The following is a 13,435-nucleotide window of genomic DNA, read 5'->3' as shown; positions in this document are numbered from 1 at the left end:
CGCTGGCAATGGTCGCAATCGCTCCGTCCACGGTAGAGTCCGGCCCCGATTCGCCCGCCCCGGACACCGAAGAAACGACGCAGCCGAGGCTACGCGCCGTCTCGGTTCCCCCACCGGACTCGGCCGTTCGCAGGGTGACGCCACCCGCGGAGCGCAAAAAGGACCCATACATTGTGCTCGTGGGGCTCGACCTCTCGGAGCCCGGCGGCCGGGCCTGGCGGTTCGCTTTTGATCTGGCGGAGCTCCGGGGCGAAGAGACCGAGATTCACGCCGTGGTGATCGGTGCGCGTGGCATGGCGCCGCGAATCAAGGACGTGGCCACGCCGCGGGTGTCGACCTCGCACGCGAGCGAGGCGAAGCTGCCGCCTTTGAAGGTGCTCGAACATCGCTCCGCAGGCGGACAAGCGCGGCTCATGGCCATGCATTACCGCGACGGACGGCCGGACAAGGCCATCGTGAACCTGGCGCACGAAATCGGGGCCGACCTCATCGTCGTGGCGAGCCACCCGCCGAGCCGGCTCGAGCGTCTTTTCGGCGGTCCGCTCGCCGATCGCATCGCGCGAAATGCGCCGTGCCCCGTCGTGATCGTCCGCCCGAAACGCGACGAGGACGACCCGGGCGTCGATCAATACGATCCGCGCCTCCGTTAGGGACGGGCGACCTTCGCCTTTTCCACGTCCAAACGGGAAATCCCTTCGGCCGTGCCTCCCTCGCGGGGATCGGCGAAGCCATAGGCGATGCCGGTTTGCGGGTCGACGAGGATGTCGTTCGCGTCGCCCTGCGTGAGGTTGCTCTGCTCGATCGTGTGCCCGCGCCGGGTGAGCTCGGCGAGCACCTCGCGCGGCGGAGGGCGCTGCTTCTCCACGCGCAGTTTGTCCGGCTGGAACTGGTGGTGCAGGCGGCCGGTCGTGATGGCCTCGTCGATCGTCATGCCCCAGTCGACGAGGTTCCTGAAGACCTGGGCCACGGTGTTCGGGATCGTGTCGCCGCCCGGCGAGCCGAGCACGAGCGCGAGGCGTCCGTTCTGCGTGACGATCGAAGGCGACATCGAGGTCGCCATGCGTTTGCCCGGCGCGACGACGTTCGGGCCGTCCTTCGAGAAGCCGCCGAGCGCGTTGCCGAGCAGGACGCCCGTGCCGGGCACGACGACCTTCGCGCCGAACCCGGCCGAGAGCGTGTACGTGCAAGCGACGGCGTTGCCCTCGGCATCGACGACCGAGAAGTGCGTGGTCTCGGGCGACTCCTGCGCGGCCTCGGGCATCGCCGCGGCGAGCGCGGTCGAAGGCGTGGCGCGCGCCGGATCGATCGCGGGCTTGCGCGTCGCGAGGTGCGCGCCGGAGAGGAGCTCCTTGAGCTTCGTGTCGAGTTCCTTCGGCCCGAAATCCGGATCGGCGGCGACGAGCCTTCGATCGGCGTAGGCGCGGCGCGCGGCCTCGACGAAGAGGTGGAGCGCGTCGGCCGAGCCGGGCTTCTGCTCGTGCGCCCGCGCGCGCTCGAGCGAGAGCATGATCTCTGCGAACGCGACGCCGCCCATCGACGGCGGAGGCGCGGTCTCCACGGAAAAACCGCGGTACGAGAAGCGCAGCGGCGCGCGCAGCTTCGCGCGGTAGTCGGCCATGTCCTTGGCCGTGATGTACCCGCCGCCCTTCTTCATCCACTCATCGATCGCGCGCGCGAAAAATCCTTCGTAGAAGGCGCGCGGGCCCTCCTTCGCGATCGACTCGAGCGTGCGCGCGAGGTCCGGCTGTCGCACGCGTTCGCCCTCGCCGAGCGGTTTTTTCCCCCGGCCCCAGATCGCGCGGGCCGTGGGGTCGTGCTTGAGCTTGTCCCAGGCCCACGCGAGCGTGAGCGCTTGCCGCGGGCCGAGCGCGTGTCCGTTCTTCGCGAGCTCGATGGCGGGCGCGACGAGCTCGGCGAGCGGGCGCGTGCCGAACCGTTCGAGCGCAAAGGACAAACCCGCGACGGTGCCCGGCACGCCCGCCGAGCGCAGGCCGATGCCGCCGTCGTGGTCGAGCATCGCGAGCACCTTCTCGGTCGTCGCGCCGGCCGCGGGCGCGGTCTCGCGGAAGTCGACGAAGTGTGTCTCGCCGCTCTTCAAGCGGATCATCATCACGCCGCCGCCGCCGATGTTCCCTGCAGATGGATGCGTGACGGCGAGCGCGTAGGCGACGGCGACCGCGGCGTCGACGGCGTTGCCGCCGCGGCGCAGCACGCTCGTGCCGATGCGCGTGGCGTTTCTCTCGACGGAGGTGACGAGGCCGGCCTCGCCCTGCACGGCGCGCTTGCCGCCCGGACGCAGGGAGACGGGCGGATCGGGCGGCGGCGGGGCCGGATAAGGGTCGGGCGCGGGCGCGCTCGCAGCGGCGGCGGTCGCGGGCACGGCGGCCGCGGGTGCGCTCGTGGAGGCGCTCGGCGCGGCGGACGTCTCGGGGGGTGGGGGAGGCGGCGCGGCGTCGTCGCGCGGCGCGGGCGTCTGTGCGACGCAGGCCGAGACGAGCACCGCCGCGAGGAGGAAGGATCTTCTCGGACGCGCGGGCATCGGCGGGGGGACTCTAGCCCAAGCCCGTTTTCGACGCTTGGGGGCTCTGCTCGGACAAGCCGAGCGCCGCCCCAAACCCCCGCATCCGGCGACTACTTCTTCTGGTTCTTGCGGCGGCCGAGCGCGAGGCCAAACGCGGCGATGGCGCCGAGGATGCCGGCCGCGCCGCTCGACGTGTTGCCGGGGCTCTGGGCGCAGGAGACGCCCGCCTCGCCCGAGGCGGTGCAGCGGCCGCCGCTGCAATTCGCGTCGCCGCGCGCGTAGCCCTCGACCTTGATCTCGAGCAGGCTCTCGAGCTGCGCGACGCAATTGTCGATCTGCTCGCCGACGTCGACGTACTGGCCGTCGCAGAAGAGCGCGCCTTCGGGCCGCGAGCAGGCGACCTCGCAGCCGCCCTTGAGCTCGCTTTCGCAGTCGATGAAGCCCTTGGCCTGGCAGTCGATCTGGCAGTCGATGTTGGCCTGCGCGTCGCAGGAGCCGGTGCAGCACGAGGAGCACTGCGCCTTGCACTCCGCGCTGGGCGGCGTGGCCTCGCAACGCGCGTCGCACTCGCCGCCGCACGTGGCCTCGCAGGAGGCGCGGCAGCGGGCGCCGTCCGGATCGCCGGCGCAGGCGCCGTCACAGCTCGCGCCGCAGTCGGCACGGCACGAGGCGCCGCACTCGAAGCTGCCGGGGTCGACGTTGCACTCGGCCTCGCAGCTCGCCTGGCAGCTCGCGCTGCACTGGGCGTCGATCTGCGCGTTGCACTGGCCGTTGCAGCCGACGTAGAGGTCCGCGGCGCACTGGACCTGGAAGCTCACGGGCTCGCACGCGGCGGTGCATCCGCCCTCGACGCGCATCTCGCACTTGGCGTTCGCGGCGAGCTCGATGCCGCCGCAAGCGCTGATGGTCTTGGCGTCGGCCGAAGAAGCAAAGCCGAAGGTCGTGGCGGCAGCGAGAGCGGCAGCGGCGAAGATCGGGGCAAGGGAAGTACGCATGAGTTCGTTCTCCTGTGTGGACGAGAGGGGTCCCTCGATCGCGGCGCCCCCGGTGCAAGGGGGCGACCACCCACGAGGGTAGGTCCTTCGTTCGACGAACCGCCGGAGATTTCGAAACGGTCGAGCTCTGCCGTTCACGCCGCCTCGGGCGGCGCTGTCATACCGGCGGTCGCTCGTCCGACCAGGTCGAGCTCAAGGCGTGATCTGATTCGCGATCCTGCCCGGGCCGTACCGCGCCACGATGCCCTCGCGCGCCGCGCCCGGCATGCTGCTCGTCACGAAGTTCCCCCCCACGGCCCAGTACGTGCCAGTGCCATCGGCCCAGGCCGCGTGCAGATCGGCATAAGGTGGCACTTCGAACTCGTCCACCCACGCGCCCGCGTCGAGACGTTGCTTCGAGCCGCCGAAGCCCACGACGATCACCTCGCCGGGCGCGTTGCAAGCCACGCCGTTCACGCCGTTCGTGAGCGCGACGTCGAGCTTCTGCCAGGTCACGCCGTTCGAGCGCAGGACATCGAACGTGCCGACGGCGTAGACCTCGTTCGGGCCGCAGCCGGACACCGTGAAGAGCATGCCACTGGCGAGCGGTGGGTCCGATTCGAAGGCCCAGTCTGCGCCTTTCTTATGCCAGATCGTGCCGTACTCGCCGACCACGTAGAGGTCGTCCGAGCTCGTGCCCCAGACCTTGTAGTGCGCGCGGCCGAGCGGCATGCCGGGCAAGGTCACAGGCGTCCACGTGCTCCCGTCCCAGTGGAGGACCACGTCGTTCGCGGCGCCGGTGCCGCCCTCGGGCGTGCCGCCGACAGCCCAGGCGTCCGTCTTGCCGGCCGCCCAGACGCCCCAGAGCGTCGCCGTGGTGCCGGAAACGTGCTCCGTGAAGGTCGCGCCGTCCCAGTGGGTGATGCGGCCCTCCTCGCCGACCATCCAGACGTCGTCGGGCCCGGAGCCCGAGACCCACCAGTACGTCTGGTCGCCGCCGGGGTGGAGCTCGCGGAAGGAGGCGCCGTCGAAGTGCACCACGAGCGACTCCTGGCCGTTGCCGAGCGGTCCGCCGACGGCGAAGACGTCCTTCGGGCCGCTGCCCCAGACGCTGAGCACCGCGCGGTCGAGGTCGCCCCCGTCGAGCACGACTTGCCACGCGGGCGTTTCCGAGGAAGGCGGCCCGTCCGGAGGCGGATCGGAGCAGCCGAGCGCGAGCGCGGCGAGCGTGAGCACGAGCGGGAGGCGAAGGCGCTTCACGGCGGTCCTCCAAAGGCGTCCGGAGGATCCGCGTCCACGCCCGCGTCGAGGTCCGGATCGAAGCTGCCGGCGTCGGGATCACACTGCATGCCGAGGACGTAGTCGCCGGCGCACATGCAGAGGCACTCGGCCTCGTAGCCGGGTTCGTCGCAGCGTGGGGTCACGGTCATGACCTTCGTGACCTTCTTGCCGTCGCGATCCGTGAGCGAGACCGTGAGCTCGTAGGGTTTGTCGAAGAGGTCTTCCTCGGCCCACTGGTTCGGGCACGCGGCGATGTTCGAGAACGAGGAGATGTCCGTCGGCGTGCTGCGACCGTAGCCCTCGTCCGTGGGCTCGAGGTTGATGATGCGTGTGTCCAGACGAACTTGCTTCGTCGCCGGGTCGCGCAGGGCGCCCGCGACGCGGACGGCGCACGGGTCGACGTTCGTCGCCCGCACGCCCGCGAACACGACGCGGCCGCCCTGCGGCGGGAAGATGAGCGAGATGCTCGATCCGTCGCTGATCGACTGGATTTCGCCCCCGGGGCCGAGCGCGATCACTTCCATGATCGGCTCGGCCGAAGGGTCCCCGAGATACGCGAGCTTGCAGCCCCCGATCGGGCCGGCGTCGACCTCCGGCGGCGGCGGCGAGGGGGAGCTGCAAGCAGCGAGCGCGAGCACGAGGGCGACCGAGCGTTTGTCCACGGCTAGAAGCAGTTGATGTTGTCGGACTTCGGGTAGTAGTAGACGAAGATGTTGCAGTGCTCGTTGGCCTCGACGATCGGGCCGAACGTGTAGCAGCAGTCGTCCGCGCCCTGCTTGTCGAGCGCGTTCAAGCCGTCGCAGCCGAGCGAGGCCTCCGGCATCTGCCACTGGTACGAGCACGTGTAGAACACGCCACCGCCCGCGGGGACCTCGCGATCGAGCTGCGGCGAGGTGAGCATCGGCGGCTCGTCCCAGGCCTGCGAGGAGTAGAAACGCTGATCCATCGGCGGCTGGTCGATGCTCACGCCGTCCCACGTGAACATGTCGAACTGCTTGCCACGGCTGTGGAAGTGGCCGTTCGCGCCGATGATGTGCACGGGCACGTCGCTCTTGAACTGGCAGGAGCCGTCGAAGGAGGGCGTCGGGTTCGAGGCACAGACGCGGATCGACTGCTTCGTCGCGAAGAGCGTCCCGAGCTGCGCCTTGACCTTCTCCTTCGGGATCGTCCAGAAGTTCACGTTGACCTTGCCCTCGCCCGAGGGCGTGCCCTGGGTCGAGGCGTTGACGTAGTGCGTCTGGAGCATGAGCCACTCGTCGGGCAGGAACTCGTTGGCGACGCCCTCGGGGAAGGTCCAGTCGAGCTGGCCGTCGATCTGCGAGTTCGCGACGAGCGGCCAGTCGGCCCAGTTCGAGCTCTTGAAGCACTCGCCGACGTTGTCCTTGCCCTCCTGGATCGCGCCGTTCGCCGGATCGAGGCCCGTGATCGTGCGGACGCGGAAGACGTTCATGTGGTGCGAGCCCTCTTTCTGGGCGATCTGCACACGATTCACGTAGACCGGGCTCTCGGGATCGAGGCCGTTCGCCGCCGCGAGGTCACGGACGCGGAAGAAGTAACAGTCCTGCTTCTCGACGCCGGCGGGGACCTCGAAGGTATTCGTCTCGATCTGGAAGCCCTGGCCCGCCGGAGGTGGGTCGATATGTGCCGGGTCTGCCCCCGTTGTCGGGGGGGGATTCGGCTCGCTGGAGCAGGCGAAGAAGAGCGGGGCGGCGAGCGCCATCAAGACGAGAGATCGGAAAGCGGACATGGGTTCTCCTCCCGGGGGCAGAAAAAAGGGGACGCTGAGGACGCTACACGAAAGCAAGTCGTCGGCCATCCGGGCCCTGCTGCCCCACCGCCCGCCCTTTCCCGGGGGAAGCGCGCGCGAGGAGGCGCACGCAGGGCGCCTTGCTGCTATTGTCGCCGCACGGAGGATTTTCGTCGATGGCTGGCAACAAGCAGTGCGGAGAGCACACCGAGCTCGCGTCGAACAGCGCCGTGCGCGTGACGCGGTGCACGTGCGGCACGGTCCACGTCACCATGCTTCAGAACGGCGTGACGGTGCGCATGTCGGCCGACGCCCTCCGCAACGCGTGGGCAGGGCTGAAGGCCGCGATCGATCGGATGGACGAGCCCGTGCCGAGCTTCGGCAGCTCGATCATCAACTGACGTTCACGAGGCTTCGAGAGGGGAGGGAAGCGCGGGGCGCGTAGGGGGAGGCGATCCTCCCCCCCACACGCAGGCCCGGCAGAGGGCGCTTTAGCTGCGCTCTTCGATGGAGATGTAGTTGCGCTCGACCTCGCCGGTGTAGATCTGGCGCGGGCGGCCGATCTTCGTCGACGAGTTCTCGTTCTGCTCTTTCCAGTGCGCGATCCAGCCGGGCAGGCGGCCGAGCGCGAACATGACGGTGAACATGTTCGTGGGGAAGCCGAGGGCCCGGTAGATGATGCCGCTGTAGAAGTCGACGTTCGGATAGAGCTTGCGCTCCACGAAGTACGGGTCGCTGAGCGCCGCCTCTTCGAGCTTGCGGCCGATGTCGAGGAGCGGATCCTTGATGCCGAGCTTCGAGAGAACCTTGTCCGCCGCAGCCTTGATGATGCGCGCGCGCGGGTCGTAGTTCTTGTACACGCGGTGGCCGAAGCCCATGAGCTTGAAGCCCGAGGACTTGTCTTTCGCGAGCTTCACGAACTTCGTGACGTCGCCGCCGTCCTTGCGGATCTCCTCGAGCATCTCGATGACCTCCTGGTTGGCGCCGCCGTGCAGCGGGCCCCAGAGGGCACAGATGCCCGCCGCGATCGAGGCGAAGAGGTTCGCCTTCGCGCTGCCCACGAGCCGCACCGTCGACGTCGAGCAGTTCTGCTCGTGATCGGCGTGCAGGATGAGCAGGAGGTTCAGCACCTTCACGATGTCCTCGTCGATCTCGTACGGCTCCGCCGGGACCGAGAACATCATGTTGAGGAAGTTCGCACAGTACGAGAGCGAGTTCTGCGGGTAGACGAAGGGCTGGCCGATCGACTTCTTGTACGAGAAGGCCGCGATCGTGCGGACCTTCGAGAGAAGACGCGCGATCGTGATGTCGACCTGCTCGCGGTTGTCCGCGTCGATCGCCTCGGGATAGAAGCTCGAGAGCGAACACACCATCGACGACAGGATCGCCATCGGGTGCGCCGTCGAGGGATAACCCTCGTAGAAGTGCTTCATGTCCTCGTGGATCAACGAGTGCCGCGTGAGCAGCGTCGAGAAGCGCGACAGCTCCGCGCGGCTGGGCAGCGAGCCGTAGATCAGGAGGTAGGCGACCTCCACGAACGTGGACTTCTCACCGAGCTGCTCGATCGGAATGCCCCGATACCGCAGGATGCCCTGCTCCCCGTCGATGAAACAGATCGAGCTCGACGTGGACGCGGTGTTCACGAACGCCGGGTCGAGCACCACGTAGCCGGTCTTTGCGCGGAGCGTCGAGATGTCGATGCCCTTCTCGTTCTCCGTCCCGGTCACGATCGGAAGCTCGATCGTCTGCTCCTGTCCATCTTTGTTCAGCGTGAGCTTGGCCGATTCCTGCACGCGTCCTCCTTTCACCACACCCGCCGCAGCGGCGGCATAAGTACCACGGCTCCCCGACATAAGCCGAGCGGAACCACACGGGAAGTGTCCACGTGCGCGCAAATTCGGTGAGGACACCGGAAAACACAGGGTTTCGGCTCTTGAAGTGTTGGTCTGGCCACCAACGAGGCGCGATCGCGGCGGGTCTCTCGGGGCAAACCCGCGGCGATCCAGGAAAACTTTGGTAGGTACACGAGGATGGCCGCGCTCGAACCGATGATCCGGGGCAAGCTCGCCTCCCACCCCGAAGCGGCCGCGTTCGCCGCCGAGGTCCTCCGGGTCCATCGGCGTTACGCGACGGAGATCGTGCAAGCGTACGCGCTCTGCCCGTTCGTTCGTGATGTGGACGTGGCGTTCGGGAAGTTCTGCGTGATGCTCGACCACGAGCCCGACCTCGACGCGACGCGCGAGGCGGTCGTTGCGGCGCAAAGCAACGTGCTGCACGTGGTCTTCCCGCTCGCGCTTCCGCCGCCGAACGTGTTCGAGCGTTTCGCTTCGACGCTGCTCGCCCGGTTGCAAGGGTTTTTCCCGGAAGCGCCGGTGATGGCGGCGTTTCACCCCGCGCTCGTCGGCGATCGCGACGCGCCGCATCGTCTGATCGGTCTTTTGCGCCGAGCGCCCGACCCGTTCGTGCAGTTCATCCCCGCAGGCGTGCACGAGGGCGGCACGGTGTTCGCGAGCTCGATCGAGGAGTTCGAGGCGAGCACGGTCGATCGATCGGAGCTCACGTTCCAGAAGCTCCGCGGCGAGCCGATCGAAGCGCTGCTCGCGCGGGCCCAGGAGATCCGGGCGGATCGGGATCAGGCGTACGCGCGGTTCGAAAGCCTCGTCGGCGAGGCGGGCTAGACAGGCGTACAAAAAAAAACGGGTCGCGCGCCGGCTTCGTTCTGCGAAGACCGGCGTATCGCGACCCGTAGCCCCGCCCTTCGAGAGCGGGAGCGAAGGCTCAGCCCATCGCGTCCTTGACCGCCTTGATCGGGCGGGCGCGGACCGTCTTGCTCGCCGGCTTGGCCGGGAACGTCATCGGCTGCTTCGTGAAGGGGTTGACGCCCTCACGCGCCTTCGTGGCCGGCTTCTTCACGACGCGGAACTTGGCGAAGCCGGGCACGGTGAAGATGCCAGCCTTCTTGAGCTCGCGGTGGCCGATCAGCGCGAGGTTGTCGAGGACGAGCTTGACCTGCTTGCGCGTGATCTCGCCCCCTGCCTCCTCCGCAATCGCGTTGAGAAGCGCGCTCTTGCTGATCGAGGCCGCCTTCTTCGTCTCCGTCTTCTTGCCAGCCATGATGTGTTTCCTCCGAGGTAAAAGCCCCTCTCGCGGCCCAAACAACCACAAGGAACGCGCTAGGTCGAGCGGGAAATCGTCGTTCGGAGCGACAAAAATAGGCCATTCGGCAGCGCTCCCGCCCGAGGTCGCAGGCGGAAGGGGCCCTCGGCGCGGCCACACGAGCGGCTGAAAGAGCCCTGATTTCCAGGCAAAACGCGCGATCTTCCGGAGGAACCCCGATGGCGCGAGGCGGAGGATCGCGGCGTGGTGGTAGGTCCGGGTCCCACGAAAACGGCGGATCCCGAAGGGTCGGCGCCGATCCGGCTCCTCCGGGGGGAGCACGCGGCGCGCGCCGGTGCGAGGCGAATTTTTTCACGGGACGGCCGGGAGACAGGCCTTCCGAGAGGCGAGCGCGCGTGGACGAACCCGTTTTTCGGATCAGCGCGCGTGGTCGTCGGGGTGCGCGACGCGGCTCGGCGGGTGCGACGCGGGTTCGTCGTGATCGACGCCCCAGCGCCGCGTGGGCGCGATGCCGAGCACCGTGAGCGCCTCGCTCGCCTGCGTGAACTCCAGGAGATCGCCGACGCCGACGTCGATCGTGCGGTTCGGCCCGTCGATGAAGAGTTTTGCGTCGGTCATCTTGCTGCGCACGACGAGCGGCGTCCCCGGCGGGATGAGCGCGTGGCGCAGCCGGTAGCGCTCGCCGTGCGGGGTGTAGGGCTCGCGGACGACGAGCTGCAATCGTTTGGACGTCAAAGGAATCACGCGGCCGCCCGCGGAGCGCTGCGCCGCCGTGGAGCCGGCCGCGGGGCCGATCCAGAAGCCGCTCGACTTCTGCTCCTCCTCGATGTCGCCGAGCCGGACGATGTAGCGCGAAGTGGCGGCCGGCGAGACGTGGCAGAAGAGCGCGTCGTTGAGGACGCGGGCCGCGACGACGCGGCCGTTCACGCAGACCTGCATGCGCGTGAGCACGGCACGGCGCAGCTCGCCGCGGAGCGCGCGTCCGATGGCGAGGGCGGCCTCGCCGCGGCGCGCGCCGCAGAAGAAGCCGACGGAGTACTCGGGCGCGCTGTTGATGCCGAGGATGGGGACATCCGCGACGGAGTGCGAGGCGCTGAGGAGCGTGCCGTCGCCGCCGACGGTGATGACGAGGTCGAGGCCGTGGGCGTCGAAGGCGTCGCCGACGCTGCCCTCGAACGCGATGTCCACGCCGAGCACCGCGAGCGCGGCTTTGACCTCCTGCACGGTGGCCTCGTGCTCCTCGTGCGCGGCGCGCAGGTGCGCGACCGTGGGGTCGTGCGCGGCGAGGAGGCGCTGGATGCGGCCGTTCTTTCGCTCCTCCACCTGCACGCGGTACGCCGAGCGCTTGATGATGAGCGCGACCTTGGGCCGCGGCGCGCTCTTGGCCGCGAGGCCGTTCGCGCCCACGGGCGTCTTCCGTCGCGTGGACGAGGCGCGCTTCACGAGTCGAGCTCCGCGAGGCGGCGCAGCGCGAGCTCGGTCTTTTCATCCTCGATGAGGCCGCTCCGCGCGAGCGCGAGGGCCTCGTCGAGGGAGAGCGACGCAATCGTGGCCTTGCGTTCGAGCACCGAGCCGTCCTCGGTCGGCGTCGTGCGCCGCGCAGGGTCGACCTCGACGTGAAAGAAAAAGTGCCGCTCGCCGACCATGCCAGGCGCCGGGAACGAGGAAGGGCCGAGCGGCGCGAGCGAGCGCGGATCGACCTCGAAGCCGAGCTCTTCCTCGAGCTCACGCGCGGCGCAGAGGAGCAGGCCTTCGGGGCTCCGTTCCTCGACTTCGACGAGGCCCGCGGGCAGCTCCCAGAGGTTGCCGAGGTCGTCGCGCTCGGAGACGGGCGAGGTCGCGCGGTCTCGGAGCGCGACGGGAGGGCGCACCGAGGAGCGGAGGTAGACGTGGCGGGCGCCCTTCTCGTCGCGGAAGTGCGCGGCGATGACCACGGCGTCGAGCCGCTCCCGACAGACGATATCGTAGGAGAAAGGCTCGCTCTCTTCGCCGTCCGGGAAGGCGGCGCGGAGCATGACGCGCTGGACGCGCAGGAAGGCGGGCGAGCTCGGTTCTGCGTGCTGTTCCCGCGTGAGCAGGATGCGTGGCAAGGGTGGCAGCGGCATCGCCGGAGCCCGGAGCATACGCCGAACGGTCCGTGCGTTACAGGACTTTTCCAGCCCAGAGCGCGGCGTTGTACGCGAGCTGTTTGCCCCACGTGTAGCCCGAAGCGAGCGAGCAATCGGACGTGAGGTAATGAAAATCGAGATAGACGACGCGGCCGCTGCCGTACTGCCACTTCGCCACGGCGTGCCTCGTGAGATCTCCGAGCCACACGACCGAGCTCTTCGCGCCGGGCTTGAGCGTGAACTGGACCTCCTCCCAGCCGACGTAGTCGTTGGGCTGGAACGTGACGCCTTGCAGGAGGACGTCGGACGGGTCGGTCACGTTGACCTTGAGCGGGAAGCTCTGGAAGCTGTTGATGACCTGGCCCGTGACGGGCAAGAGATCGAGGTCGCCGTAGTTGCTGTACATCCACGGCGTGGCGATGACGCCGCCGCCTCCCTGCACGTAGGTGTTCAGCGTGGAGGGGCTGAAGCAGGTCATCTGGCCGTGGGTGATCACGACGTCGAACTTCTGGAGCGTGGCGAGCGAGCAATCGGTGTTCACCACGGCCGAGCCGACGAAGGGCTGCGTGGCGAGGTGGGCGCGCAGGTCGTCGACGTAGAACGGTCCGCCCATCACGGCGATCTTGAGCAGCTTGCAGTCGTCGTCCGTCGAGAGATCACAACCCGCAGGGCAGCAGCCGTCGCCATTCGCGCAGGCGAGGATCGGCGTGCCGCCGCCGCAGGTGCCCGCGACGCACGTCTCACCCGTCGTGCAGACCTTGTTGTCGTTGCACGAGGTGCCCGCAGGCACGGGCATGCCGCTGCCGCACGCGCCGCCCGCGCAGACCTCGCCCTCGGTGCAGGTGTTTCCGTCTTCGCACGCGGCGCCGTCGTTGCCCGGGATCGCGACGCAGGTCTTCTGGATCTCGTCGCACTGCGGGACCTTGCACGGATCGGCCGTCGGCGTGCAGGGGTTCGGCTTGCCGACGCACTGGCCGGAGACGCAGACGTCCTCCACGGTGCAGAACTGTTTGTCGTCGCAGAACGTGCCGTCGTTCTGCGGGACGGCGATGCAGCCGAGCTGCTTGTCGCATTGGCCGACGGAGCAGTCGTCGTTGAGGAAGGAGCAGTCGATCGGCGGGCCGAGCTGGCACGAGCCGGCCTTGCACGTGCCGAGGTCGGTGCACGGATCGCCGTCGTCGCAGAAGCCGCCCTCGTTGACGGGGGCGAAGTCGCACGCGTCGGTCGCCTCGTTGCAGCTACCGATCTTGCAGGACTCGCCGTTCGACGGGCAGATCTTCGAGGTGCCCGCGGTGCACGCGCCGCTCAAGCAGACGTCGTTGACGGTGCAGAAGAGGCCGTCGTCGCAAGGGCCGAAGTCGTTCTTCGGCACGAGCTGACAGCCGTTCTCCCCGGCGCACACGCCGTCGCTGCAAGGGCCTTCGAGCGCCACGCAGTCGAGGTCCGTGGTGCATGGACTGCCGGGCGTGACGTCGGGGCCGGCGTCGCCATCGGAGCCGCCCGCGCCGCCCGCGCCGCCCGCGCCGCCTGCGCTGCCATCACCCCCCGAGCCGCTGCTGACGTCGGGCCTTTGAATGGGATTGGCGCACGCAAAAGGCACCGCGGCGAGCGTGAGCAGCGGCAGCAGAAGAAGCGGAGACCTAAGCGAAGAAATACGCATGGTCGCCATTCTTACCGTGACGAACGT

At 68.7% G+C, this 13,435-nt stretch carries 13 protein-coding genes; 3 read left to right on the top strand and 10 right to left on the bottom strand.

Annotated elements, in window-relative coordinates:
• The first annotated feature begins 179 nt into the window (after positions 1-179).
• On the top strand, positions 180-650 hold the full coding sequence (locus tag QHF84_RS10990) for a universal stress protein (RefSeq protein WP_281313185.1): 471 nt from the start codon (positions 180-182) through the stop codon (positions 648-650).
• Here QHF84_RS10990 and ggt read toward each other — a convergent pair.
• The 5 genes from ggt to QHF84_RS10965 all read right to left on the bottom strand — a co-directional run bounded on the left by ggt (position 647) and on the right by QHF84_RS10965 (position 6,523).
• Positions 647-2,539 carry a gamma-glutamyltransferase gene (ggt, locus tag QHF84_RS10985; RefSeq protein ID WP_281313184.1) on the bottom strand — a complete coding sequence of 631 codons (1,893 nt, stop codon included), beginning with the start codon at positions 2,537-2,539 and terminating at the stop codon, positions 647-649. The two genes, QHF84_RS10990 and ggt, sit on opposite strands and share 4 nt — an antisense overlap.
• A 92-nt stretch (positions 2,540-2,631) precedes the next feature.
• Positions 2,632-3,516 carry a hypothetical protein gene (locus tag QHF84_RS10980; protein WP_281313183.1) on the bottom strand — a complete coding sequence of 295 codons (885 nt, stop codon included), beginning with the start codon at positions 3,514-3,516 and terminating at the stop codon, positions 2,632-2,634.
• Between the two features lie 192 nt (positions 3,517-3,708).
• Positions 3,709-4,755, bottom strand: a complete 1,047-nt coding sequence (locus QHF84_RS10975; RefSeq protein WP_281313182.1) for a hypothetical protein — start codon at positions 4,753-4,755, stop codon at positions 3,709-3,711.
• Entirely contained in the window at positions 4,752-5,438 is a 687-nt protein-coding gene (locus QHF84_RS10970; protein ID WP_281313181.1) for a hypothetical protein, read from the bottom strand. Before QHF84_RS10970 ends, QHF84_RS10975 begins: the two co-directional genes overlap by 4 nt.
• 2 nt (positions 5,439-5,440) lie before the next feature.
• Positions 5,441-6,523 (bottom strand): hypothetical protein, encoded by a 1,083-nt coding sequence (locus QHF84_RS10965; RefSeq protein ID WP_281313180.1) that lies wholly within the window; start codon positions 6,521-6,523, stop codon positions 5,441-5,443.
• Between the two features lie 176 nt (positions 6,524-6,699).
• On the opposite strand from QHF84_RS10965, the gene QHF84_RS10960 reads away from it, so the two are divergent.
• Positions 6,700-6,924 (top strand): hypothetical protein, encoded by a 225-nt coding sequence (locus tag QHF84_RS10960; protein WP_281313179.1) that lies wholly within the window; start codon positions 6,700-6,702, stop codon positions 6,922-6,924.
• A 90-nt stretch (positions 6,925-7,014) separates the two neighbouring features.
• Here the strand turns inward: QHF84_RS10960 and QHF84_RS10955 are convergent, their stop codons facing one another.
• Positions 7,015-8,316 carry a citrate synthase gene (locus tag QHF84_RS10955; RefSeq protein WP_281313178.1) on the bottom strand — a complete coding sequence of 434 codons (1,302 nt, stop codon included), beginning with the start codon at positions 8,314-8,316 and terminating at the stop codon, positions 7,015-7,017.
• A gap of 237 nt (positions 8,317-8,553) precedes the next feature.
• Between QHF84_RS10955 and QHF84_RS10950 the strand changes: the two genes are divergently transcribed.
• On the top strand, positions 8,554-9,201 hold the full coding sequence (locus tag QHF84_RS10950) for a hypothetical protein (RefSeq protein ID WP_281313177.1): 648 nt from the start codon (positions 8,554-8,556) through the stop codon (positions 9,199-9,201).
• 100 nt (positions 9,202-9,301) lie between these two features.
• On the opposite strand, the gene QHF84_RS10945 is transcribed toward QHF84_RS10950, so the two are convergent.
• From QHF84_RS10945 to QHF84_RS10930, 4 genes are all read right to left on the bottom strand, one after another.
• A complete protein-coding gene (locus QHF84_RS10945) occupies positions 9,302-9,637 on the bottom strand; it encodes an HU family DNA-binding protein (RefSeq protein ID WP_281313176.1) in 336 nt (111 codons plus the stop codon).
• A 420-nt stretch (positions 9,638-10,057) separates the two neighbouring features.
• The gene (locus QHF84_RS10940; RefSeq protein ID WP_281313175.1) at positions 10,058-11,083 is read right to left on the bottom strand and encodes an NAD(+)/NADH kinase; all 1,026 of its coding nucleotides are present in this window, start codon (positions 11,081-11,083) and stop codon (positions 10,058-10,060) included.
• On the bottom strand, positions 11,080-11,763 hold the full coding sequence (locus QHF84_RS10935; RefSeq protein WP_281313174.1) for an NUDIX hydrolase: 684 nt from the start codon (positions 11,761-11,763) through the stop codon (positions 11,080-11,082). The genes QHF84_RS10940 and QHF84_RS10935 overlap by 4 nt, the downstream gene beginning before the upstream one ends.
• Positions 11,764-11,782: 19 nt before the next feature.
• Complete coding sequence (locus QHF84_RS10930) at positions 11,783-13,408, bottom strand: hypothetical protein (protein WP_281313173.1); 1,626 nt, start codon at positions 13,406-13,408, stop codon at positions 11,783-11,785.
• Positions 13,409-13,435 lie beyond the last annotated feature (27 nt).

The organism is Polyangium sp. y55x31, assembly GCF_029946505.1.
GTDB lineage: Bacteria > Myxococcota_A > Polyangia > Polyangiales > Polyangiaceae > Polyangium.
The sequence above is the reverse complement of the archived record's forward strand: the minus strand, read 5'-3'. Positions and strand labels throughout refer to the sequence as shown.

What these genes read in the sequence shown, in the direction of transcription:
- ggt (WP_281313184.1), bottom strand. Translation starts at nt 2,539, where the DNA reads ATGCCCGCGCGTCCGAGAAGATCCTTCCTCCTCGCGGCGGTGCTCGTC.
- QHF84_RS10980 (WP_281313183.1), bottom strand. Translation starts at nt 3,516, where the DNA reads ATGCGTACTTCCCTTGCCCCGATCTTCGCCGCTGCCGCTCTCGCTGCC.
- QHF84_RS10965 (WP_281313180.1), bottom strand. Translation starts at nt 6,523, where the DNA reads ATGTCCGCTTTCCGATCTCTCGTCTTGATGGCGCTCGCCGCCCCGCTC.
- QHF84_RS10960 (WP_281313179.1), top strand. Translation starts at nt 6,700, where the DNA reads ATGGCTGGCAACAAGCAGTGCGGAGAGCACACCGAGCTCGCGTCGAAC.
- QHF84_RS10950 (WP_281313177.1), top strand. Translation starts at nt 8,554, where the DNA reads ATGGCCGCGCTCGAACCGATGATCCGGGGCAAGCTCGCCTCCCACCCC.
- QHF84_RS10945 (WP_281313176.1), bottom strand. Translation starts at nt 9,637, where the DNA reads ATGGCTGGCAAGAAGACGGAGACGAAGAAGGCGGCCTCGATCAGCAAG.
- QHF84_RS10935 (WP_281313174.1), bottom strand. Translation starts at nt 11,763, where the DNA reads ATGCTCCGGGCTCCGGCGATGCCGCTGCCACCCTTGCCACGCATCCTG.
- QHF84_RS10930 (WP_281313173.1), bottom strand. Translation starts at nt 13,408, where the DNA reads ATGCGTATTTCTTCGCTTAGGTCTCCGCTTCTTCTGCTGCCGCTGCTC.